Annotated in this window: 16 protein-coding genes; 10 read left to right on the top strand and 6 right to left on the bottom strand. The window is 52.4% G+C overall.

Translation table 11 applies throughout. From position 1 onward, the window contains the following. The first annotated feature begins 5 nt into the window (after positions 1–5). Both KK062_RS04440 and KK062_RS04435 read left to right on the top strand, forming a co-directional pair. A complete protein-coding gene (locus KK062_RS04440; protein WP_254083044.1) occupies positions 6–941 on the top strand; it encodes an alpha-E domain-containing protein in 936 nt (311 codons plus the stop codon). Positions 942–952: 11 nt separating this feature from the next. After that, positions 953–1,915 (top strand): transglutaminase family protein, encoded by a 963-nt coding sequence (locus tag KK062_RS04435; protein ID WP_254083043.1) that lies wholly within the window; start codon positions 953–955, stop codon positions 1,913–1,915. A gap of 58 nt (positions 1,916–1,973) precedes the next feature. On the opposite strand, the gene nagB is transcribed toward KK062_RS04435, so the two are convergent. Further along, the gene (gene nagB, locus KK062_RS04430; RefSeq protein WP_254083042.1) at positions 1,974–3,878 is read right to left on the bottom strand and encodes a glucosamine-6-phosphate deaminase; all 1,905 of its coding nucleotides are present in this window, start codon (positions 3,876–3,878) and stop codon (positions 1,974–1,976) included. 135 nt (positions 3,879–4,013) lie between these two features. On the opposite strand from nagB, the gene KK062_RS04425 reads away from it, so the two are divergent. The 5 genes from KK062_RS04425 to priA all read left to right on the top strand — a co-directional run bounded on the left by KK062_RS04425 (position 4,014) and on the right by priA (position 11,148). Beyond that, complete coding sequence (locus KK062_RS04425; RefSeq protein WP_254083041.1) at positions 4,014–4,994, top strand: GSCFA domain-containing protein; 981 nt, start codon at positions 4,014–4,016, stop codon at positions 4,992–4,994. Between the two features lie 11 nt (positions 4,995–5,005). Next, the gene (locus KK062_RS04420; RefSeq protein WP_254083040.1) at positions 5,006–7,060 is read left to right on the top strand and encodes a thioredoxin domain-containing protein; all 2,055 of its coding nucleotides are present in this window, start codon (positions 5,006–5,008) and stop codon (positions 7,058–7,060) included. 24 nt (positions 7,061–7,084) lie between these two features. Then, positions 7,085–7,927, top strand: a complete 843-nt coding sequence (locus tag KK062_RS04415) for a hypothetical protein (RefSeq protein ID WP_254083039.1) — start codon at positions 7,085–7,087, stop codon at positions 7,925–7,927. Between the two features lie 147 nt (positions 7,928–8,074). Further along, positions 8,075–8,590 (top strand): hypothetical protein, encoded by a 516-nt coding sequence (locus KK062_RS04410; protein WP_254083038.1) that lies wholly within the window; start codon positions 8,075–8,077, stop codon positions 8,588–8,590. Positions 8,591–8,640: 50 nt separating this feature from the next. Next, on the top strand, positions 8,641–11,148 hold the full coding sequence (gene priA / locus KK062_RS04405) for a replication restart helicase PriA (RefSeq protein WP_254083198.1): 2,508 nt from the start codon (positions 8,641–8,643) through the stop codon (positions 11,146–11,148). 3 nt (positions 11,149–11,151) lie between these two features. Here the strand turns inward: priA and KK062_RS04400 are convergent, their stop codons facing one another. Continuing rightward, positions 11,152–11,835 carry a head GIN domain-containing protein gene (locus KK062_RS04400; RefSeq protein ID WP_254083037.1) on the bottom strand — a complete coding sequence of 228 codons (684 nt, stop codon included), beginning with the start codon at positions 11,833–11,835 and terminating at the stop codon, positions 11,152–11,154. Between the two features lie 158 nt (positions 11,836–11,993). On the opposite strand from KK062_RS04400, the gene KK062_RS04395 reads away from it, so the two are divergent. Further along, on the top strand, positions 11,994–12,398 hold the full coding sequence (locus tag KK062_RS04395) for a TerB family tellurite resistance protein (protein WP_254083036.1): 405 nt from the start codon (positions 11,994–11,996) through the stop codon (positions 12,396–12,398). Between the two features lie 86 nt (positions 12,399–12,484). On the opposite strand, the gene KK062_RS04390 is transcribed toward KK062_RS04395, so the two are convergent. Next, positions 12,485–13,555 (bottom strand): DUF1573 domain-containing protein, encoded by a 1,071-nt coding sequence (locus KK062_RS04390; RefSeq protein WP_254083035.1) that lies wholly within the window; start codon positions 13,553–13,555, stop codon positions 12,485–12,487. A gap of 73 nt (positions 13,556–13,628) precedes the next feature. On the opposite strand from KK062_RS04390, the gene trpS reads away from it, so the two are divergent. Beyond that, on the top strand, positions 13,629–14,600 hold the full coding sequence (gene trpS, locus KK062_RS04385) for a tryptophan--tRNA ligase (RefSeq protein ID WP_254083034.1): 972 nt from the start codon (positions 13,629–13,631) through the stop codon (positions 14,598–14,600). Positions 14,601–14,643: 43 nt separating this feature from the next. Here trpS and KK062_RS04380 read toward each other — a convergent pair whose 3' ends face one another. After that, entirely contained in the window at positions 14,644–15,003 is a 360-nt protein-coding gene (locus tag KK062_RS04380) for a hypothetical protein (protein WP_254083033.1), read from the bottom strand. A 238-nt stretch (positions 15,004–15,241) separates the two neighbouring features. Here KK062_RS04380 and hppD point away from each other — a divergent pair, with 238 nt between their 5' ends. Continuing rightward, positions 15,242–16,336: a 4-hydroxyphenylpyruvate dioxygenase gene (gene hppD / locus KK062_RS04375; RefSeq protein WP_254083032.1), complete on the top strand. Its 1,095-nt coding sequence runs from the start codon at positions 15,242–15,244 to the stop codon at positions 16,334–16,336. 100 nt (positions 16,337–16,436) lie between these two features. Here the strand turns inward: hppD and KK062_RS04370 are convergent, their stop codons facing one another. Together KK062_RS04370 and KK062_RS04365 are read right to left on the bottom strand one after the other, a co-directional pair. Beyond that, positions 16,437–23,507, bottom strand: a complete 7,071-nt coding sequence (locus KK062_RS04370; protein WP_254083031.1) for a PA14 domain-containing protein — start codon at positions 23,505–23,507, stop codon at positions 16,437–16,439. A 193-nt stretch (positions 23,508–23,700) separates the two neighbouring features. Next, positions 23,701–25,185, bottom strand: a complete 1,485-nt coding sequence (locus KK062_RS04365) for a PorP/SprF family type IX secretion system membrane protein (protein WP_254083030.1) — start codon at positions 25,183–25,185, stop codon at positions 23,701–23,703. Positions 25,186–25,193: the final 8 nt, after the last annotated feature.

The raw sequence follows: 25,193 nt of genomic DNA, 5'->3' as shown, positions 1-25,193 counted from the left end.
ACCGTATGCTAAGCCGTGTGGCCGATTCGTTGTATTGGATGTCGCGTTACATGGAGCGAACCGACAGTCTGTTAAGAATTCTCATGATCAACCACCTGTCGTCGCAGGACGACGTGCAGGCCTTTACGTGGCGTCCGGTATTGCGGGCTTTCACCGAGCTCCAGGAAGAAGAGATTGCCCGCATTGAACGCAACGGCCGGCAGGTATTGCAATACATGGTGCTCGGCCGCGACAATCCCAACTCGGTGCTCAACATGGTGGTCCAGTCACGCGAGAACGCGCGCTCCGTGCAAGACAATCTTACCAAAGAGCTTTGGCAATGCCTGAATGAATTTTACCATGTTGTACGCGAACCCCGACTGCAGCATGCACTACAATACGAGGACCCCGTAACAGTACTCGACTCGCTGATAAAACAATGTATGTTGTATTACGGCGTGGCAGACATTACCATGTTCCGGGGTGAAGGGCTGTGCTTCATGAACCTCGGCAAGTATCTCGAGCGCACCATTCAGTCGGCCGATATCCTTGACCTGAAGTTCCATGACCTGTCGTACGATCTTGATAAGCCCACGGACACAACCTACTGGAAATACCTCTTAATGTCGGTCTCCGGATATGCGTTGTACCTCAAGCGGTACCGATCGGGTTTCGAAGCGCGCAACGTGGTGGACCAGGTGTTGTTTAACATAGACTTCCCGCGGTCCATTCTTTACTCGGTCAATCAGCTGCACCGTTACTTCGGGCGCCTGCGAGGCGATCAGAATCAGGAAGGTTATGCCAAAGTGGACTTCCTCATCGGCAAGCTCAAAAGCCGGTTACAGTATTCCGACGTACAGGGTGTTTCACGCATCGGCCTGCATCACTATCTGACCGAGATCACAGCCGACATCCATGCGATCGGCCACACATTGAACCAATACTATTTTGCCTACAGTTAATTCTCATCTCCATGTCGACCTTTAAGATCCGGCACATCACGCGTTACCAATACGAAAACAGTGTGCGCGACAGCGCCAACCAGATCATGCTCTACCCGGTTCAAGATCCCTTCCAGTCGGTCTTGCAACATACCATACATGTCACCGGCAACCCGATGATCGAGCTACACATAGATATTTTTGGCAACGACGTAGGAACTTTTACACAGGTGCACCCCCACCGGGAGCTGGTGATAGACTCTTACCTGCTCGTAAACACCAAACCGCGTGCTATTCCGACCGACGATCAGCCCGCTGCCGTACAATGGCAGGCGCTCGAAAGCCTGCGCCATCACATCGACTTTATTGATTTTTTGAAAAAGGATCGCTTCGAAGGCGCAGACGAAATTCTGGCGCTGGTGGCGCAAGAGCTGCAAACCGGTCATACACCGCTTCAATCCGCACAGTATTTCAGTCGGTATATCTACCAAAACTTCGAGTATCGCAAAGGCATTACCACGATCGAAACCACACCTGACGAGATCTGGAAGTTGAAGTCAGGAGTATGTCAGGACTTTGCTCACCTGCTGTCGATCGTCCTGCGTTTTCTGGATATTCCCGCCCGCTATATCAGTGGCTATATCTGTCCGAAAGAAAATGGCATGCGGGGTGAAGGTGCAACCCATGCCTGGGTAGAAGCTTATATCCCTTTTTACGGGTGGTTGGGACTTGACCCTACCAACGACTGTCTCGTGAACGAAACGCATGTAAAGCTGGCGGCAGGCAAGAACTTTTCAGACTGCTCGCCGGTAAAGGGTACATATCGCGGCACGTCCGGCCATTCATTGGACGTTACGGTGAATGTTGCCTATGAAGATGGCCAGGCCATTACTCCCGATGTAGTAGCCTATGTGCAGCCTAGCGGCACACAGCCCGCCAGCCGTAACTCGTTTCGCCACCACCAGGAAATGCAAATGCAGCAGCAACAGCAGTAAACTAAAAAGCCTGGCGTTACTGCCAGGCTTTTGTTATCTGAAATCAGGAGTTTCGTTCTTAGAACTTGTAGCGTACAAAGGCTTCCATCGCTTCGTATTCTGCCAGACCCAACGCATTGTACGCTTGCGCGGTGGCGTGGTTACGATCTTCGGCACGCATCCAGAACTCGCGCTTGTCGCTGCCCGGGAACATGGCGCTGTCTTTCTGCGACTGGTGCTTAAAGACTGCACGACGCTTGCGCATCAGCTCGTCAGGACTCAGCGGCACGGCCATTTCGATTTGGTCGATGTCCCACTCCTGCCATGCACCACGGTACAGCCACACCCAGCAGTCTTTCATCCAATCTTTATCTTTCAGACGTCTTACAGCTTCCATAACCGCCGCGAGGCAGACACGGTGTGTACCATGCGGGTCGGAAAGGTCACCGGCCGCGTAGATTTGGTGGGGCTTGATTTTTTCGATCAGGTCCATCGTGATCTTGATATCCTCTTCACCGAGGGGCTTCTTTTTCACAGCACCCGTTTCGTAGAACGGCATGTCGAGGAAGTGCATTTGCTCGTCAGGGATACCAACGTAGCGGCCACCCGCTTTTGCTTCGCCGCGGCGAATCAGGCCTTTTATAGACAATACTTCGGGACTGTCGTTCTGGCCCGGTCCTTTCCCGTGGATGGATTTTACGATTTGCTGGTAGAATTTCTCGCCGTCGCCTTTGCTCAGGCCGAACTGTTCGTTGAAATCGCGCACGAAGTCCGCAAAGCGTACAGCGTCGTCGTCGAATACAGCGATGTTACCCGAGGTCTGATAGCCTACGTGTACTTCGTGGCCCTGGTCTACCAGACGGATGAAGGTACCGCCCATCGAGATCACGTCGTCGTCAGGGTGTGGCGAGAAGATCAGCGCACGTTTCGGAAACGGCGTGGCACGCTCCGGACGATGGGTATCGTCAGCATTGGGTTTACCCCCCGGCCAGCCGGTAATAGTATGTTGCAGGTAGTTGAATACTTTGATGTTTACCTGGTAGGCAGAGCCGTACTCGGTAATGATATCGCCCATGCCATGCTCCATGTAGTCGTGGTTGGTGAGCTTCAATACGGACTTCTGTATGGTCTGGCACAGCCATACCACCGCTTTGCGAATCTTTACTTCGTCCCACTCGACGCTTTCCAGCAACCAGGGTGTTTTGATCCGCACAAGCTCAGAGGAAGCCGCATCGTCCAGCACGATGTGGCAGTTGGTATGCTTTTGTAAGAATGATGAAGGAATCTGGTCAGTGATCGGGCCTTCCACGGCCTTTTTAATCACCCTGGCCTTGCCTTCGCCCCAGGCCATCATAATCACCTGCTTGGCTTTGAGGATGGAACCTACGCCCATTGTAATAGCTTTACGCGGCACGTTCTCCTCGCCAAAGAAGTCGCTCGCCGCGTCGATACGCGTCATCTGGTCGAGTGTCACCAGGCGGGTAAACGATTTTTCACTCGAACCGGGCTCGTTGAAGCCGATGTGGCCCGTGCGGCCGATACCCAACAGCTGAATGTCGATGCCACCCAGGCTGTCGATCTTCTGCTCATACTCACGGCAAAAGTCGGCAACCTTATCTTTCGGCAACGTGCCGTCGGGAATATGCACCTGGTTCTTGGGGATATCGATGTGGTTGAACAGGTGCTCGTTCATAAAACGAACGTAACTTTGCAGCGAGTCAGGCCGCATCGGGTAATACTCGTCCAGGTTGAACGTGTATACATTTTTAAAGCTCAACCCCTCTTTCTGGTGCATCTTTACCAGCTCCGCGTATACACGCGTCGGCGTAGAGCCGGTGGCAAGTCCCAGAACGGCGTGCTTGCCTTCCGCCTGGCGTTTTTTGATCAGGGTAGCAATCTCGCGGGCCGAAGAAAGAGAAGCCTCCTCCGAGCTCTTAAAAATGCTCACCGGAATCTTTTCAAATGCTGTGAGGTCGTTATTCATCGATATAAATGGTTTATGATACGGTTCTTATCGAAGATGGGCATTTCCTATTTTTATTCAGAATTATTGTCCCTCTATGATTCAAAAATACTTCAAAGTATGCGAAATTTTCAAGTGTTTGCGGTAACATAATTTATGAACAGCTTCAGAACTATCGTAAATGCCGGTGTGTCGACACACACACTGGCCATCACCTCGCGGATCGCCACCCTGGGTTCCTGCTTTGCGGATTCCATCGGCTCGCGGCTGGCCGCCCTCAAGCTCCCCACCCTGGCCAATCCCTTCGGCACCTTGTACAATCCCCTATCGATTCACAAAGCCCTGGACTACGCTGCACGGGCCACGTCCATTCCCGCGCACACCTACCTGCAGCACGACGACGTTCATTTGAACTATGACTTCCATTCCGAACTATCGGCATTAACGCACGACGCCCTGGCTCACCGCCTCGAACATCGGGTAGAGACGGCCCATGCCTTTCTACAGCAAACAGACTATCTGCTGCTGACGTATGGCACCGCCTGGGCCTATACCCGCCGGGACACGGGCGAAGTAGTGGCCAACTGCCATAAACAATCCGCCGCGCTGTTTGACAAGACCCTACTCACCGCCGAGGCGATTGTAGCTTCATTTGAATCAACGCTTACTACGCTGCGTGCGCAACATCCCAATCTGCGTGTCATCTTAACAGTCAGCCCGGTACGTCATATTAAGGACACGTTGGCATTGAACAGTGTAAGCAAAAGCGTACTTCGCGTTGCATGCCATACGTTACAAGAGCGCTTTGACTATGTGGAGTATTTTCCGGCATTTGAGATCATGCTCGACGACCTGCGCGACTATCGTTTCTACAAAGCCGATCTGCTTCATCCTACCGAGGAAGCAGAGGCCTATATCTGGCAACAGTTCAAGGCACGTTATTTTGATAACGCCCTGCTGGCCTTTGCCGACAAGTGGACCAGTATCCAACAGGCGTTGACCCATCGTCCATTTCATCCGGCGTCACGGGCACACCAGAGATTCCTGCGTGACACCGTGCGCCGGCTGGAAGAACTAAAATCGTTCGTAGATGTTGAAGAGGAAATCAATTCAATAAAATTGCAGCTCATCTCATGAACCCCGCTACCATGAAACACACCAACCGTCTGATACACTCCACTTCTCCGTACTTGCTGCAACATGCGCACAATCCGGTCGACTGGTATGAATGGGGCACCGAGGCGTTGTCCAAAGCCGTGCAAGAGGACAAACCTATCCTGGTCAGCATAGGCTATTCCTCGTGCCACTGGTGCCATGTGATGGAACGTGAGTCATTCGAGAACGAAGACATTGCCCGGGTGATGAACGAGCGCTTTGTCTGCATCAAAGTAGACCGCGAAGAGCGTCCCGATATTGACCAGATATACATGGACGCCGTGCAGGCACTCGGTGTCAATGGCGGCTGGCCATTGAATGTATTTCTGACGCCACAGCAAAAACCTTTCTTTGGCGGCACCTATTTCGCCCCGCCGTCGTGGACGCAAATACTTACCAACCTGCACGCTGCTTTCCAGGCTAACCGGACGCAGGTAGAAGCTACCGCTGAAGAATTACGGCTACACTTGCTACGCTCAGATGTGGAACGGTTCCGGCAGGCCCCGGTAGAAGCCGAGCTTGTCGCGGTGGCGCAGGGACTTTACCAGAAGCTGTCGCCCAAGTTCGACGCGGTGTGGGGCGGCATGAGTCGCGCGCCGAAGTTTATCATGCCGGCGGTCTGGCAATGGCTGCTACGCTATCATGTACTGACGGCGCAACCGGAGGCCCTACACCATACGCTCCTGACCTTAAAAAAGATCGCCATGGGCGGAATCTACGACCAGATTGGCGGCGGCTTTGCACGCTACTCCGTAGATGGCGAATGGTTCGCGCCCCACTTTGAAAAAATGCTATACGACAATGCCCAGTTGCTAAGTCTATATGCCGAAGCCTATGCCCTAACCCGCGACCCCGAATTCCGAACCGTCATTACCGAAACCGTCGGCTGGCTAACCCGCGAAATGACAAGCCCGGCCGGAGGCTTTTATTCCGCCCTCGATGCCGACAGCGAAGGTGAGGAAGGCAAGTACTACGTGTGGACCTACCGTGATTTGGAAGAGGCCCTGGGCGAGCATGCGCCTCTGGTAGCCGAGTACTATGCCGCGCAACCCACCGGAAACTGGGAACACGGCCAGAACATCCTGACGCGTCTCCTACCCGATGAAGACTTTCTCAAACAACAGGAACTGACAGCCGCCGCCTGGCAAACCATCTTGCAACAGACCAAAGATACCCTGCTTCAAAAACGGGAAGGACGCCCCCGCCCGGGATTGGACGATAAGATCATTACCGCCTGGAACGCTATGACAATCGTCGGCCTGACCGACGCCTACCGGGCGCTGGGCACCCCTGAGCTGCTCACCCTGGCAGAGCAGAACATGCGCTTCCTGGAAAATGAGCTACTGGAAGGGCAACACGTATACCGGTCCTACAAAGACCGTCGTTCGCATACGCGCGGCTTCCTCGACGATTATGCATACCTCATTCAGGCCTATCGTAAACTTTATGAAGTAACCTTTAACGAATACTGGCTACACCGGGCAGCGTTCTTCCTGGAAACAACCCTTACGCTATTCTTCGACCCCACCGATCATTGTTTTTACTACACCGCACACGATGGAGAAGCCTTGATTGCCAGGAAAAAGGAGATCTTCGACAACGTGATTCCTTCGTCCAATGCACTGATGGCGCAGAACCTATGGCATCTTGGTGTGCTATTAAATCGCGACGACTGGAAAGAAAAGGCCAGGACACTTGTCTCCGGATTTAGCCGTTTGATCGCGGATGAACCGAATTATATGGCCTATTGGGCCACCGTTTACCTGGAAATGGAAAAAGGAATGGCGGAGATCGTGTTACTTGGCGCGGACTTGGAGGATGTACGCAAGGAATTGCAGCGGGAATATCTGCCGTTTGCCGTGTTTATGGGCGCTATCAGCGACAGCGATTTGCCCCTGATAGCCGACAAGGCAGTAACCGATGGAAAAACAACGGTATACGTCTGCTACAACAAGGCTTGTCGCCTGCCTGTATACACGGTACCGGAAGCCTTGGAACAACTGAGACATGATACACCTAGCCTGTCCTCTACTCAACCAAAATATTAGTATTTTCGCCGCGGAATAAAGCACATGAGCCAGAAAAAGTTTCCCCTGTTATCGTTTTCTCCCAAAGCGCCCGGCACACCCGTACAAGACCCTGCCGTACGATTTAAACAGCTCCGGAAGTTTCTACGGCTGCTGAAGTACTTTATAATCAGTTCGGCCATTCTTACGCTCATGGAGATCGGTGTGGCGTACTGGCTCATCAGCTCCCGTTGGTACCTGCTGGTGCCGAAGGAACAGATGACAGAGTTTGCCCAAGAGATCGACGCCGCTCCGCCGATGCCCGCAAACTTCATGCGTATCTACGAAGCCCGGTTCCCCAATCACTATCATACAACCCTTGCCCAACAGGTCTTTATCAACTACGGCGAGCGCTACGTCCTCCGCATACACGACATCGACACCAAGGCCCATTGCTTCTGCGACCTGGTATATGATTTCCAACGCATGGAAAACCCCGCGCTGGATTCTATCACATGGGATGGCCGCTTACAGGATCTGGAGTATGGTTTCGGTATGGAAAAATACTCCTCGCCCGAGAAGTGCTTCGACTATGTCATGAACCACAAGATTGCCCGCCTGCGCACGTGGGCCGACCGCAGTCTGTTTAGTTTTATCTATAAACCCGTCGAGCAGTTTTCAGATGACGAGTTGGTAGAGATCATCATCATGCTGAAATCCAAGTCGAATATCAACCGCTACGATACGCCCGAGATCTTTGCCAAAGAATTCCGCGAATATCAGGAGAAGCTTGGCCGGCCCGAGACACCCATTCCGGTATTGACCGATAGCCTTCGCGGCTTCTCGGTAGACAGCCTTGGCAACGCGCGGGTGGAAGCGCCAACAGACTCAGCGTCGTTAGAACTTTAGCTCCGCGAGCGCTCACGCACACTGTTTTCTGCCCCGACTAGGGGGATTCGATCCGGCATTAGCCGCCTTTTATGCTAATTGCGCCGGCTTTGCTGGTACATCCGCATAGAATACAGTATATTCCCTATGCCGCACAGCGGATGTACTGTGAAAAGCCTACTCCCCCATACGGTTTCCCTTGTACGAAAGACAGGTCTTTTAAAAGCGGCCGGGCTTCTGCTGACATTCTTGTTCCTGGGATTTTCACCCGTTGAACAGGAATATCCGGATGGCCTGTATTTTATTCTCCCCTGCTCACGTTATTCCGACCGCCCGATGCCCGTGGCCATTTCGCTCATCACACAGTCAGTCTGCCTGGCAGACCAGCCATTTCTGGGAGCTTCGGCCGTGGAATCGGTCAGTACACTGTACGAAGCCCACGACGAAAATCTCATCTTTTTCGATATCACCTTGAGCAGCAAAGCCTTTGAAACACTGCAAAAGATCACCTCGGCAAGCGATGTTCAAACCTTTGCCCTGATAAGCGGTGGAGGCGTGTTGTGCCTGTTTTTTTGGAATGAAGAAAAACCCAACAGAATCCTACGCATCGAAAGCAAGTCGGGCAGTCGCAAGGTACAGCAAGCTCATAAACAGCTGTCGGCCCGTTTTAGTATGCCCGGATAGCAAATGGCCCACCCGGGCGTTGCCTATCGGCGAAAAAATGTGCTTTTTTGATGGTGGAAATCTTTGAACAGCACGACGACATCCGGACTTTTTTTGCCGAGCTCCTTCTCCCCGTTCCAATTCCCCGGCTGTTCACTTACCGCGTACCCCGTGTCTCCCAGGAAAACATCCGCGTCGGGCAGCGTGCCATCGTGCCGTTCGGCGAGCGCAAGGTAGTAACCGGTGTCATTACCTCCATACACGAGAAAGCACCGCAGGAATATGAGGCCAAGTATATCCTCGAGCTGCTGGACACCTTCCCGGTCGTGAGCGACGTACAACTACGGCTATTCCATTGGATCGCCTCGTATTACCTTTGCACAGCGGGCGAAGTATTAAATGCAGCCTTACCGAGCGGATTGAAGCTGTCCAGCGAAAGCATGGTGCAGCTACACCCCGCCTTCTCATTTGAAGAAACACCATATTCCTTTACCGAAAAGGAGGCCCTGTTGCTGCGCACGCTCGCCGGCGAATCGATGGACTATACGACCATTGCGACATTACTCGGCGTAAAAAATCCTTACAACATTCTCAAATCGCTTGCTGCCAAGGAAGCCATCATCCTATTCGAAGAATTACGGGAGAAATATCGCCCCAAGACCGATCGCCGCATCCGGCTGACGACGGCGTACACAACGGCCAAGCCACTGGAAGACCTATTCCAGACGCTCGCCACGAAGCCATTACAGGAAGCCGTACTATTACGATACCTGCAGCTTGTACACGTCATGCAAGACCCGATCTCCAATTCCGCCGGTCTTTCCCGTAAAGTATTGACCGACGACCCCGAGCTTTCCGATTCATCGATCAAGACACTGGTTAAACACAGTGTCTTCGAAGAGTTTGATGTCATCGTGTCACGGTTTCCCGATGAAGACGTGGGCAGCACGCCCATTGTGCCCCTGAGCCTGCTGCAGCAGCAAGCGCACCAGGACATTCTAAAGTCGTTTACCACGCATGACTACACGCTGCTGCACGGCGTTACCGGCAGCGGTAAAACCGAGATCTATATCAACCTGATCCGTCAGGCGATCGAAGGCGGATCACAAGCATTATACCTGTTGCCCGAAATTGCGCTCACCACACAGATCGTACACCGGCTGAAAAAGGTCTTTGGTACGACGATGGGCGTATATCACTCCCGTTTCTCCGACGCCGAGCGGGTGGAGGTGTGGAATGGCGTATTATCCGGACGCTTTAAGTTTGTCGTGGGCGTGCGGTCATCGATATTGCTTCCCTTCGACAACCTCGGACTGGTGATCGTGGATGAAGAGCACGACTCGTCGTATAAACAGCAAGAACCCGCCCCGCGTTATCACGCCCGCGACGTAGCCATGATGATGGCGCACATGCACCACGCGAAAGTATTGCTGGGTTCGGCAACTCCATCCGTTGAATCATTCTATCAGGCACAGCAAGGCAAATATGGCCTTGTAACGCTCGACAAACGTTATGGCGACGCGCAGCTGCCGCAGGTAGTCCTGGCCGACATTGGCCGCGAACGGCGTCAGAAGACGCTAAAAGGCGACTTCACGAGCCTGCTTCTACGCAAGATCGACGAGACCCTGCAACAACGGGAACAAGTCATTATTTTCCAGAACCGCCGCGGGTATTCGCCCATGGTAAATTGTGAAGATTGCGGCTGGGTGCCCAAGTGCGTAAACTGCGCCGTGAGCCTGACATACCACCAATATCGCCACGCACTCGTGTGTCATTATTGCGGATATAAAGAAAATCTGCCGCAGCAATGCCCTACCTGCACTTCCGCGCGGCTAAAGACGGTGGGCTATGGAACCGAAAAATTAGAAGAAGAGCTCAACTTACATTTTCCCAACGCCCAGGTACAGCGCATGGACCTGGACACTACACGTTCCAAAAACAGTTACGAAACGATCATTGATCAATTTGAACGGGGTGAGACCAACATTCTGGTCGGCACACAGATGGTCACCAAAGGGCTTGACTTCGACCATGTAAGCCTTGTCGGCATCTTTCATGCTGACCGCATGATCCACTTTCCCGACTTCCGCTCGTATGAGCGGGCCTTCCAGCTGATCACACAAGTGAGTGGCCGCGCCGGTCGAAGAGACAAGCCCGGCACGGTAATCGTTCAGACTTCCGACCCCGAGCATCCGCTGTTGCAACTTATCCTGCGGCACGACTACCGCGGGTTTTACGAGGTGCAACTGGCCGACCGGCTACAACATCATTATCCGCCGTTCTCCCGTCTGATCGAGATCACCCTCAAGCATGCCGACAAACGCGTATGCCGACAAGCGGCAGAGACGCTGGCAGAGGCCTGTCGTGCCAATCTGGCTTCGGTCTATATTCTGGGACCGGGTGAGCCGGCCATTTCGAAAATACGAAACCAATTCCTGATGAATATTCTGATCAAGGTACCGCGGGCTACCGCCAACCTCGGGCAGATCAAGAGCACCTTGCTGTCGCTCACCGAATCGTTGACACAGCAGAAGGAATTTCGCAGCACCCGGGTTATCCTGGATGCCGACCCGATGTAATGATTAGTTCGACTTCTTAACGGACCCGCCGCTGCTCGAATCGGTAATCGACTTGCTTGGATTTCCGCGGAAGCGAATGCTGCCACCGCTGCTGGCGTGTGCGATCAATTCGGTCACCACCGTGATCTTCACCGAACCCGCACTGCTTGTTTCCGCTGTCACTTTTTGTGCTTCCAGCCCATAGGCATCGATTTCACCGGCGCTACTGGCCTCGACCGCGAGCGACCGTGTCTTACCGCTCAGCTCAATATCGGCCGCACTGGATGCGTTTACCTCTACCGCCTCAGCATCGAGGGCCACTTCAATCGTACCTGCGCTGGAGGCACTGATTTCCAGCTCTTTTGCGGTCACCGCGCCTTCCGAGAAGATGCTGCCTGCCGAGCTGGCCGAAAGCTTATCGAGGTTGACAAACGTAACATATACCTTTACATCCACGTTATTGCGAAAATTGCCGTCGCGCATATGTACCTTCAGGTATGATCCTGATACTTCGGTCACGACGTTTTCGGGCTTAGTACCTGTCACCTCTACACGCACGCTCTCCTTATCGCCCTTACGCAGGTACACATCCACGCCTTCGGCTACTTTTACCCCGGAAAATGCCCCCACATTCCGTGTTTGGGATTCCTGTCCAAACACTTCTGCAACGCCAATCACCAGTATCAGTATGCTGAGTATGTTCTTCATAGCTGTTTAAATATTTGTCGTAAAGACCGGCGGCAAATATAAAGGTTGCATGACCGGCCACCATCGTTAATTATTTTGAGGATGTACGAAATCCTCGTATTTTACACTAAATTTCATAGCCGATTTTCTAACATTTGCATTTCAAACCAAGAGCATCTATGATCTTTGACAAAAAAGCTGAACTTAATGTGTTGATCAATTTGGCTGCCAGCGACCGGAAGGTGGCAGACCGGGAGTCAAAACTCATCCAGATCATTGCCAAAGCAAACGGCATTAGCAAGGAAGAGGTTGATACCATGTTGAGCAACCCTCAACCCATCGGCAATATTTCCAGCCTGACCAACGACGAAAAATTCGAACACCTGTATCACCTTATCCAATTAATGAAGATGGACGGCCAGGTGTTCCGTAGTGAGATCGTATTTTGCGAGCAAATCGCAGACAAGCTCGGCTTTAAAAAGACGGTAGTAGGCGAAATCTCTCAGCACGTATACAGCGACCCTTCTATCACTGCTGACCGTGATATGGTAAAACAAAAAGCCATTAAATACCTGAAAGCATAAGACTCTTTACAGCCATGTACTAAAAAAGCCCCTGGGTTACTCCCATGGGCTTTTTTAGTATCGCCTGCATCGTCGGGCCTATTGGCTTAGTCGGCATATGCCGAGAATGTAATACGTTGTACCGGATTCTGCGGGTCGTTGGAATACACCGTCACCGCTTTCTGCAGCGTGCCCGTGCGATCCTGAGGTTGGAAGGTAATGCGAATCGAGCTGCTTTCACCGGGCTTTACGATCGTTTTATTAGCCTGCGCCGTAATACAGGTACAGTTGCCTTGCACGGCCTTAACCTGCAGGTCTTTTTTACCCGTGTTGGTGAACAATAGCTCACGGGTGGCGCCGGCTTGCGTCACGCGTCCATATTCAAATGACGTGGTATTGAGCTTCATCTGCGGCGCCTTGCTCAGCTCTTGCGGTCCCAGAGGCTCGAAATAATCTTCCAACGTAGCGTATACTGAAAAAGATTTTACCGGCTGCAGCTCATCGTCTGTCGTGATCTCAATATTGTCGGACTGAAATCCATAAGAATCTTTCTGTTTACCGTTGTAGCTGACCTTGATATTACCTTTAGCACCGGGAGCCAGCACCTTCGGCGTTACATCTACCTTGATATACGCCGGCCCCACATATTTGCCGGTGAAGGTGATGGCCTTTGTGCCCGCATTAATCACTTGAAAGTCACGGCTTGTAAATTCATCTTTCCGGTACACCTTGCCCAGATTAAACGAACCGGTCTTTAATTTCCAGTTACCCACAGCAATCGGAAACTCCGCGGCAGACTGTGCCTGCGAGCTCACCTGGCCCTTGATCTGCAATACCAGGGGCGTGGCATCGAGGTCGGTAGTCACCGTCAATGTCTTATTGAAATAGCCTGGTCTGCCCTTAGGATTATAACTGGCTTTGATAAAACCGGTCTTGCCGGACGGCACAGGGTCTTTTGACCAACCGGGCGTCGTGCATCCGCAGGATGCCTGCACATTTAATATCTTGACAGGACGCCCACTGGCGTTGGTAAATACAAATTCATGGTCAACGGGCCCGCCTTCTTCCGCCACCATGCCGAAGTCGAAGATCTCCTCGCGGAACTGCATCGGCTTGAGCTGCTGCGCCTCCACACGGCCTGCCACCACTAAAAACATCAGAAAGAACAACTTTTTCATTTACCTTCATTTTTAAGCACTGCAAAGTTAAAACTAATTCAATTCTGCTTTATTTTATTTTCTTTGCACAATTATGGCCAGAATTTTAACCGGTATACAAAGCAGCGGCCGACCGCACCTGGGCAACTTGCTCGGAGCGATCATGCCTGCCATCGAGCTATCGCAAAAGCCTGGCAATGAATCATTCTTCTTCATTGCCGACTTACACTCCATGACCACCATCAAAGACGCCGAGACGCGTGTCAACAACGTCCGCGCGGTGGCAGCGGCATGGCTCGCCTTTGGTTTCGATATTGAAAAAAACTACCTGTATCGTCAGTCTCGCATACCCGAAGTGTGCGAGCTTACCTGGTATCTAAGCTGCATGACACCCTTCCCGATGCTGCAGAACGCCGTGTCTTTTAAAGACAAGGCCGAGCGGCTGTCGGATGTGAACGTGGGTTTATTTACATACCCCGTGCTGATGGCTGCCGATATCATCCTATACGATGCAAACTATATACCGGTAGGCAAAGATCAGCTACAACACGTCGAGATCGCCCGCGACATTGCGGCGAGCTTTAACCGCACGTACGGTGAAACGTTTGTTCTACCCGAAGCGCGTATCGAGGAGCAAGTCAAAACCATTCCCGGTACGGATGGACTGAAGATGAGCAAGTCGTATGGCAATACCATCGATATCTTTCTGCCCGAAAAGGAGTTGCTGAAAAAAATCAAATCAATTATCTCCGACAGCACGCCCATGGAGGCGCCGAAGAATCCTGACAAAGACACGACGTTTACCTTATATAGCCTGCTGGCGACACCCGATCAAAAGCAAGCCCTGCGTGCGAAATATGAAGCTGGGAACTTCGGTTATGGCCATGCCAAACAAGAACTATACGAGCTTATCCTCGAGAAGTTTGCCAAAGAGCGTGAGGCCTTTAATCACTATATGAGCAACCTCGACGAACTGGACCGCAAGTTGGAAAAAGGCGAAGAAAAAGCGCGTGTAATCGCGCGGGAGGTCCTGGGCCGCGTTCGACAGAAACTAGGCTATTCGTAAAGCCATTTAAAAGAGCCTCCGATCGGAGGCTCTTTGCTTTATATCATTTTGCTGTCCAAACAACTTCCTGCTTGTCTTTACCCACGGTCAGCAGAACGCGCGGCGGGTTAGCTTCCAATACAAGCTTGGTGTCTTTACCAGCATACTTGTCGACTTCAACAAACACCCCTTTGCCCAGGTAAGCAATCGGCATCAGCACATCGTTATCAGGGCAGAGCGTATCATGCACTTCTTGCAGTACCTCTTCGAGGTACTCGCCGTACTCGTCCTGAAACGCGTCCTCCAGGTCGTGCAGTGCTTCTTCCAGGTCGTCGTACGTCGGATTGTTATAATCGATCTTTTCCAGTTCCTTACGCTTTGCGACGATCTCTTGCAGGGCCTTGTCAAGTGCCTTAATATCCATGGCTATTATTTTCCCCAAAGATTAAAGAATTCATTGGATTTGAAAAGCACCAAAAAAAAATCATCGGTAAGCCACTATAAAATTCTGCCTCCTGGCCCGTTTGCCAAAGGCTTTGCCAATAAAAGCGCCCAAAAAGCCATTTGACGGAATCTCCTTTGTATCGCTTTACTCCCGGCCAGTGAACCTGTACTTTTACCTAAACAACGATTGTTAGAGACCAACCCTAATTGTTAAAAGAATGAAAGAGGATTTCCTTCCCATTAATGGCACCGACCATATCGAATTTTACGTCGGCAACGCCAAACAAACCGCGCTATATTATCAGCACTGCCTTGGCTTCGAGCTGGTAGCGTATGCAGGTCCGGAAACGGGCGTACGCGAAAAGGCCTCCTACGTGTTACAACAAAACAAAATACGTTTTGTCCTGACCACCGCCCTGCAACCCTCCTCGCCTATTGCGGATCACGTAAGCAAGCACGGCGATGGCGTGAAGGTGCTGGCCCTCTGGGTTGACGACGCCCGCAAGTCTTTTATGGAAACCGTCACGCGCGGAGCCGAGCCGGCCGCCGAGCCCACGGTGCTTAAAGACGAGTTTGGCGAAGTGGTCATGGCATCGATCAAAACCTACGGCGAAACTATTCACACTTTCGTGGAGCGAAAGAACTACACTGGCCCTTTCTTGCCTGGCTACAAACCCCGCAAGAGCACATTCAAGACGACACCCATCGGCTTAAAATACATCGATCACTGCGTAGGCAACGTCGAGCTGGGCAAAATGAACGAGTGGGTAGGGTTTTACGAGAAGGTCATGGGCTTCGAGCTGCTGGTAACGTTCGACGACAGCGACATCTCTACCGAGTACAGCGCCCTGATGTCAAAGGTTGTATCCAACGGTAACGGCTATATCAAGTTCCCCATCAACGAGCCGGCCGACGGCAAAAAGAAATCACAGATCGAAGAGTACCTCGACTTCTACAAAGGTCCCGGCGTACAACACATCGCCATCGCAACGGACGACATCATTCATACTGTCGGTGCCCTGCGCGAACGTGGTGTAGAGTTTCTGTACGTTCCCGACAATTATTATGAGGATGTGCTGGACCGCGTAGGAACGATCAACGAAGACCTCCAGGAGCTGAAGAAACAGAACATCCTCATCGACCGGGATGAAGAAGGCTACTTACTTCAAATCTTTACCAAACCGATCCAGGACCGCCCTACACTGTTCTTCGAGATCATCGAGCGAAACGGGGCCAAGTCGTTTGGCAAAGGTAACTTCAAAGCTCTGTTTGAATCCATCGAACGCGAGCAGGAGCTACGCGGCAACCTATAATCTGTACGATAAACGAAAGGCAGCCAATCGCTGCCCTTATTAAAAACAAAAAGCCATCCGGAATTTACCGGATGGCTTTTTTAGTATTCGCTTATGGCGATTATCGTTTCACCACGCGGATCACTTTCCGTACGTTGGTGTTCGTCGCAATGTTCACGAAGTAGATACCTGCCGGAACATCGAGGTTACTCAGCGTGAAGCGCAGGTCTCCGCTGCCGGAATCCAGTCGATCCAGACCAAACGTTTCTTCGTGCATGCTCATGCCCAGTTGGTTGAGCAGCGACACGTTGAAGCTGGTGGCTTCGCCGATGCCGTTGATCGAGATGCTCAGGTCAGACTGGAAGGGGTTCGGAGACGCGCTGAAAGCGACCGACTCTTCAGCCAGAACCTCAGTGCTCGCTGTTCTGGCATTCGCACTACCACCTACGATCGGTACTTCGGTGTATACTTCCAATACCAGGGAGTTCAGGTAGCCGTATACAGAACCCGGAGCCGACACCATGTCGAATGTCACTGTACCGTCAGCCGCCGGCTGGATCGCATCGATCTGAACCGTAGCGCTGGTGTTGAGGGCTGCATTGAGTGTTACTGTTGTACCTCCAATGGTGTAGTTCGTGGCACGGTTGCCGTCACCATCACGGCTACCAAAGAATACAAAGTTGTATTTGTAGTTCTGTGACAGACCGCCGATCACCACGCGGGCGGTTTCGGTTGCTTCTGTGAAGAAGAACGTACGCAGTACATCGTCCGGATAGATACCCGAGTTATTACCGGTCATCCTACCGAAAGGGTTCGCACCGCCAAAGGTGGTTCCGCTCGGATGCTCTACTACTCTAAATGATACAGTTGTTTGGACACCGGCGTCATCCCGCAGGTTTGTCCTGTTCGAGCCGGGGATCGGAGGGCCAAAGCTCAGGTTGTTCCAGGGAGTTCCCACGTTGTAACCGTTATTGCAGTTCATGTACACATAGTACAGGATCGTCGTTGCGCTGGCTACGTTGCTGTAAACCGATGCCGAGCTACCATTGATGGCACGGACCTTATACTGGTACGTGGTGTTGCTTTGCAGCGAGCCATCGGTGTATGTCGATACATCAGCACCGGTTGTACCTACCAACGCGAAGGTAGGATTCGCCAGCGTCGCGCGGTAGATCTCAAAGCCCGTCTCATTGTAAGAGCGGTCTACCCACTTCAGCTCGATAGCGTCCTTGGTCTTGTGCTTCGCCTTGGCTGCAACGTTGGTCGGCGCTTCCGGTACGGCCGACTGACCATACGCACGTATCACCAGGGCGTTCAGGTAAGCAAAGCTCGACGCAGCGGTTTTTTGTACCTGGAAGGTAATCGTACCACTCGGTGCAATGATACCGCTGATGTCAGCCGTTTGTGTTGTGTTGTTTGAAGCGTTCAGGGATACAGACTTGGTACCAATCGTGTATACAGTAGTTCTGTCACCAGTACCCTCGCGGCTACCAAAGAACGAGAAGTCGTATACTTTCTGAGGATCCAGGCCGCTTACCTGAACGTTCTTCACGTTGTTTGTCGACTCCCAGAACTGTGTTTTCATAACAGCGTCGGGATAGATTCCGGAGTTGTTACCGGTTACCGTACCGACGTTGTTTACACCACCCCAAGATTCGATAAACTTGATCGTGAGGCCGCTAACAACACCTTGCGCGTCTTTCAGGTTGCTGAAAGTAGCATTGGCAAGGGGTGCCAGGTTCGTGTTGTTCCAGGGAGTACCGGCAGGGTCGCTGGAGTTGAAGTTCACGTATATGATCTTCACCTGCTTCGGCGTCACGTTGATCTTCACCGTACGTGCGCTGGAAGCACCACCTGTGTTTTGAGTCGTGATCGTAGCGGTGAAATCGCCCAGATCGTTTACACCCGGCAGCAGCGTCAGCGTAGCAGTACCCGCACCCGTGGTCGCAAATTGTGCGAACGAAGGCAGGCCTGTAGCCGAGATCGTCACCGCCTGGTTGCCGGCGTCCGTCGAAGTAATGTTGATGACCACCGATTGTGTGGCTTCCATTGACACAGAGTCAGAGCTCAGCGTCAGTGAAGGCGCCAATACAGGCGTTGTAATAGTAGCCACGTTGCTGTAGGCCGATGTACCGTAAGTATTCGAAGACGATACCTTATAATAATACGTCGTGTTCGAAGCGATCGCTACGTCCTCATATTCCTGGCTGTTTGCCGGCAGGGAAGCCACCTCTGCGTAGTCCGCTTCGGTTGTTGTCAATGAGCGGAAGACTTTGAAGCCGGTTTCGCTCGGCGAGTTGTCTTTCCAGGTCAGGGCCACCGAGTTTTGCTGTGCCGAGATCGCGGCTACCGCGTCGGTCGGTGTAGCCGGAGGCAGACCGTCGTCGAACGATGCAATGATCTGCATTGCGTTTACGTAGCTATAGATCGCGCCAGGGCCGGTTTGCACTTTCAGCCACACGTTACCATTCACGTCAGGGGTAATATCGCTGATCGTCGCTATGTTGGCTGTATTGTTCAGCGGGTTCAGCAGGGCCGTCTGCGTACCGATCGTGTAGAGGGTAGAACCGCCTACCGAAGCGTTTGTAGTACCCGCGTGCATTTTGAAAGCATACTTCAGGCTCGGGTTCAGACCGCCAATCTTGATCGACTCTACACGGTTATCCCAGATGTAGTAGAAAGTCTTCATGACGTTGTCCGGATAGATACCCGTGTTGGCGCCGGTTACCGGGCCGGTGTAGTTTACACCCCACGCAGTTTCCAACGTCAACGAGATCTCTGAGTTAGCGCCGTCGTGGTCAAGCAGGTTGCTGATCACTTCGCCGGCGTTCGGGTAGCGTTGTGTACCGTTCCAGGGGGCTGGAGGCGCCGCGTCAAAGCGGTCGTTGAAGTCGATTGACACGGTGTAGCCGGTCTTGGCTTCTTTTACCTCGAGGTTAAAGCGTACGCTGGTCGCGCCACCCTGACCGTCATCCACCATCAGCTGGATATCGTTGTATGTGCCACGCTCAGCCAGTGGCGGCGCAATGGTCAGGTTAACTCTGCCATTCGACACCGGCGCCATCGTAACGAACGAAGGCAGGTTCTGTGAAGTGATCGTCAGAACGTCAGCCGGGTTTCCGTCGGTTGCCACAATCGGCAACACCACGGTCTTACCCGCCGTGATCGACTGATTTGCAACCGTTTGGAATACCGGCAGGTGGTTGCCATTGACCACGATCTTAAACGTATCGCGGGCGATGCCACCGAAACCATCTGTTACGGTCAGGATAATGTTGTTAAACGTACCGGCGTGGGTCGCGCCCGGTGCCAGGGTCAGGTTGGCCTGGCCACCGCCGAAGTTTTCAAACGTGCCAAAGGAAGGCAGGTTCGTGAAAGCATACTGCAATTCATCACCATCGGCGTCCTGTGCGTTGACCTCGATCACGGTGTTGGTGAGGATCAGCATGTTCAGGTCGGGAATCGCCTCTACGGTCGGCGCAGTATTCGGCGTAGCCGCGTTCACCGCTGCCGTCTGAGCCGATTCGCCTCCATCGTTAAAGGCGCTGAGCTTGTAATAGTACGTCTTGCGTGACAACACCGTCGTGTCAGCATATGCCGTCACGTTCTTCACCGAAGCGATCTGTGTGAACGCACCGCCCGAAGTTTCCGAACGGAAGATCTTCACACCTTCCGTTGTTGCGGCAGGAGTCCACGACAGGTTGATCTTCTTGCTACCACCGGCAGTCGCCGCCAGTGCTGTGGGCAGTGCCGGAGCCGACGGGATAGCCTGTGTTGTTGCTACCAGGTAGGTGAATTGTGCCAGGACCGTGTTCGGTATCAACTGTTTCGTAATGCCGGGGCCTGCATACCGTACTTCCAGTGCGGAAGAACCTGAATTCTGGCGGAATGTAACCCGGATCGGATAAACACCGGGCGTCAGCGTGATCGTGCCGGAACGCTCGGTAGTACCGTCGGTGAAATCGTCATTCACGACTGCCGTACCGTCGATATACAGCATGCTGCCATCATCCGACTTGTTATAGAATGTATAAACACCAGCTGTCGGAATCGTGATGTTGCTTTCGAATGCAAAACCAAAATTGGTATTCTGTGTTTTCGGTGTCAGCGCGTAGTTCGGCAATGTGCCGGTAGAAGTCGGTGCAACACCGCCAAACAAGGGCTCAGCCAGCGTCGTGTAATTACCGACATAATACTTGTAGGCCAGACCTGCGCTCAGGTTATTACCTTGAATCAGATCTGATTCACCTGAGCCACCGATCGACTTGATCTTGTAGAAATATTGCGTCAGTGGCGTAAGATTGTTAGCATCCGTATACGTGCGGGCTGAACCAGCAGCTGTGCCGACAAGTGCGTACGTACCATTGCGGGTTGTGCTGCGATAGATTTCAAAACCTGTCGTTGCCGCACCACTGTATTGCCAATCCAGCTGGACAGACTTATGTGATGCCGCCACCGCGGTGATGCTGGTCGGTCCTGTAGGCTTCGCCGGCGGTGTAAATGTGCTGTTCATGGCAGCATCCGGAATCAGCACCTTGGTGATACCAGGGCCCTCGTACCGAACTTCCAACTGGAGCGTACCCGAACCTCTCTTAAAATAATCTACACGGATAGGATATGTACCCGGTGCCAGTACGATCTGGCCCGACCGCTCTTGAGAAGCATGCACCAGGTCGTTGTTCACAATCAGGTAGTCGGAGATGTACAGGTTGCTACCATCCACCGATGTGGTATAGAAGGTATACAGGCCTTGTGTCGGCACCGTAATGAAACCTTTGTAGATAAAGGCGAAATCACCCGTTCTGCCAGAAGTTCTGGGAGCAAGCGAGAAATTCGGCACCGTGCCACTCCTGAGCGGCGATACGTTCGCCAGGGCGGAAAGCGTCGTGACGGACGTCTCGTAATAGTCGTACGTCAGCCCCGTGTTGATGGTCGAAGCCGAGAGCTGCGAAGTATAACCCGATGCGTTACCGGACGCATCGCGTGCCGCGAGGCTGAAGGTATAAACGGACAGCGGGTTGAGATTCTTCAACACCGCGCCGATATAAGTCTGGTCACCACCGGCAACCTTATTACCGTATACGTTCAGTTCGGCCAGGCGTACGCGGTTATTATTACCGCGGCGGAGCGTCGCCAGTACACGTACATAACGTCCGGTGCCAGTCAGGCCAACAAAGTTGTTGACGACTGCGGCGTTACCAGAAACTGTTTGTAGATCGCTCCACGCAGCAGCGTCGCTGGAAATTTGAACCTTATAGCCTACAGCATAGTCCGAAGTCCAGCGAAGGTTCACGGAATTCACGTTGTAGGGCTCGCCCAGGTCGACATACATCCAGTCCTGTTGTTCCAGGGTACCGGCGGCACTTGACCAATAGGAGTTCAGGTTACCGTCCAAAGCAGCAGTAGCCAGACGGTTGGTTGCCTCGCTGGTAGACTGGTTGCCCGGCTTACCTTGCGCTACGTTGTTGGGGAAATAAATGGTGTTCGCGCTGTTCATCGTCATCGACTGACCGTTCACTTTCAGGTCGTAGGTAAGTGAACCCAGGCCGTCGATGTTATCAACAGATGATTTCCATTTCAGCGTGACGCTCTTTTCCGAAGTGCTGGTAACAGCGAACTCCGTAGGAATGGTTGGCGCTTCTACGTCCTTAAATGTAAAGGCATCGATACCAGCATAGGCTGAACCACCCTGGTCGTTGATCGCGCGTACCTTATAGAAATAAGCCGTGTTGGGTTCGAGTTCATCATCGAAGTACTCGCGCTCATCTTTCTCGGGAATGGCCAGCAGCGTATACGGCCCCGCGTCGGTGCCTTTTGCACGATATACCTCAAATTTCTTATGATTCGTGGCACTGTAGAGCCAGCTCACGTGGATTTGTGTTTCAGAGGCAGAGCTTGCCACCAGGCCTGTAGGCGCCACCGGCGAACCCGCAGCATTGGTAGTCGTTACGACGGCAGCCGCAGAAACTGCACTCTCGCAACCATTGAAGTCAGTAGCTTTTACGGTATAGTTACCAGCGGCGCTTACCGTAATGCTTTGTGTTGTAGCACCGGTAGACCACAGGTAAACTTCTTTCCCTTCAGGAGCAGACAGCGTAACCGATGTGCGACCGTCGAGTGCCGGGAACGTTGTTCCGCCAGAGGCCAGAATAACCGGCGTCGGCGAAGGAGCTCCATACTGTAATACCACGGGTTCAGACCACACTGTCCATACATTCCCACGTCTAAAGCGTACCTGATACGAACCGGCTCCATTATTTTGAATTTCGTTGGAAGTAGCACCGGCCATCAGAACACCGTTCTTTCTCCACTCATAGCCGTCAAAGCCGGCCGTGATGCCCATGTTGACATTGATCGTCTGACCCGTACAGAAGTTTGTTCTGTCGCCAAATACACGAATCGTCAATTTGGATTTCGAAAGCATCCAGGGGAAGAAGTCAGGCATCGCATACATCGATGTCCATGTGCCGTGGCCCAAATACGGGAAGAACTGGTAACGCACGTTACCGCCTACAGCACGAAACTGAGCCACCATGTACTCACCCGCCGACGGAGGAGGCGCCTTGTCCAGGCCGCCTTGTGCATACCACAGCGGCACGTGTTTAAACTTCGGCATGTCGGGCACCAAAGTAGTCAGCGCGTTCGACATCGGAAGACCTGCCGCGAATACCTTGGGGTACTTTGCCAGCATCATCCACGTTCCGGCGCCACCGCCGGAAAGACCGTGAACATAGATCCGGTTCGGGTCTACGTTCTTGTCGCGAATGTAAATGTTGATAATCTCTACTACATAGTCGTTCAGCGAACCACCCCACGAGCTGTAATAGCTTTGCGGATAAAGCAGAAAGCCTTCGAACTTACCCGACTGTACCGCATCGCGTTGCTCTTTGCCGCTGTGCTTCAGTTGCAGGTTGTTGTCGTTTCCACCCTCCCCGGCACCGTGCAGGAAGAGAATAAGGGGATACTTTTCAGCGCGGGCCGCGTTGAAATTCACGGGCTCCATCGCCCGGAAAGGAATACCCTTGTAAATGTAGGGCTTGTAGGGAGACGTGTCCCAATTCGTACCATTTGTTGTGTTCCCCCAAGGGCCGATTTGCCCCCAATTGGGTTGGGATCCTGGAAACGGCGTTGATTGCGCGGCCGCCCATAATACCCATACTAAGAACAGCGGGATTAAAGCCAGTCTTTTCATATAAGGTTTAAAGGAGATTAACTATAGACACTAGACAGTAGACAGTAGACAAACCGTAAAAATATTACATCAGCAATAAATACTACGGCTGAACAAAAGTAACCAAAAAACATCTAAAAAATTGTTGGACCTATAAAAAATTAAAGCACTGATATACAGTGCTTTAATTGTAAAAATATCACGCAAGCTAATTTTAATCGACTTCCATTACCCAGGCTTTCTTGAAATCCAGTACCCTTAATTGTCGGATATGATCCCTCATTTTTCTTGAACTTTCAAGATAATTTGACGTGTAGACATACACGTAGTACAATCCTTTCTTCCCAACCCCTAACTGCGTCGGGAAGCCCGCCGCCAGCGCTTTACGCTGGTAATCCAGTGCATGTTCATGGACTTTGAAGGCTCCCACCACAACATAAATTCCCGGCGAGAGGTGACCCGGTGGCGTAAGCCGGATTGCCTCGTTTGCCTTTTTCTTCGTTTCCTTATCGGAATTATCTGGGACAACAGGTTGTGTCGGAGGCACAGGCTCGGTCACTGGGGCAGCCACCTGGTTGTCCTTCTCGGTTGCCTGGCGTTCTTTTTCCAACCGCTCACGTTCCTTGCGCTCTTTCGCCAGGGCGGCCTCCGCTTCCTCGCGTTCCAGCCGTTCGTTGCGTGCTTTAATATCGGCCTCCTGTTTCGCGGTTTTGATCGAATCAATCTGAGCCTTCACCGAGTCGAGCTCAACTTGCGTCAACGCTGTGGCCGCCGTCTTGGACTTGGGCCCCTTTGGTTTGCCCAGGCGTATCTGTAGCTGCACCTCGTGCGAGCCATACGTCGAAATAGCCTTCTGCGAGGCTGGGATCTCGTACGAATAGCCAACCCGTACAATGTCGCGCAAGGCCATTCCAATCGTCAGTGTCGGGCCGTAGTTCAGGCGATACCCCCCTCCTACCCAGATCTGGTTACGATAGTATAATAGTACCGAGGCTTCTTTTTGGTCTTGTATCGCATTCAGACGGCGGTACAGAACATACGGTTCCACGGTAAACTTGTCACTCAGCAACGCTTTATAGCTCAGTGTAAACAATTGGTCGCTCAGCCTGGATACCTTTACGTCGTTCACCTGCATCGTATCGTTCTCGTGCGATTCGAAAATGTTCGGCAAGGCAAAGCCAAGAGTAAAATTCCGGAAGCGATAATGCACGCCGAAGTTGCCCCGAAGGGCATACGTCGTACCGGCAGCATTCGCCAGCGCAGGATCAAGCCCGGTATTGGTGCCCGCTTCGTTTATCGCATCCATGTCTAGCGATGACACTCCCAGACCGCCCGATAACCCAAACTTTAAATAGCTGTCACTGGTCAGCGGCACTTTATAGGCAAAGGTCAGCATGCCCGAAGAAGACTTATACACAACCGACTTCTCTGTGTAAAAATTAAAGCCCAGCGAGATGTTGTTGCGTGTGGCATATTGCAAGGCAAAGCCATTCACCTCCGGGGCATCGTCGATTCCCGACCACTGTTTTCGATAGAGGAGGTTCAGCTCGCTATAGCCGTTGTTGGCAGCAAACGACGGATTATAAAAATACGGGTTTGCTAAGAACTGATTATACAGCGGATAGTTCTGTGCCTGCACGCGCGCGCAGCACAAAAGAAGTAAACCGCTCAGGCAAATGGTTCGGTAGAATTTTATCAAAGCAAGGG

Origin of the sequence: Dawidia cretensis (genome assembly GCF_018598175.1) — a bacterium.
In the GTDB taxonomy this organism is placed as follows: domain Bacteria; phylum Bacteroidota; class Bacteroidia; order Cytophagales; family Cyclobacteriaceae; genus Ohtaekwangia; species Ohtaekwangia cretensis.
The sequence above is the reverse complement of the archived record's forward strand: the minus strand, read 5'-3'. Positions and strand labels throughout refer to the sequence as shown.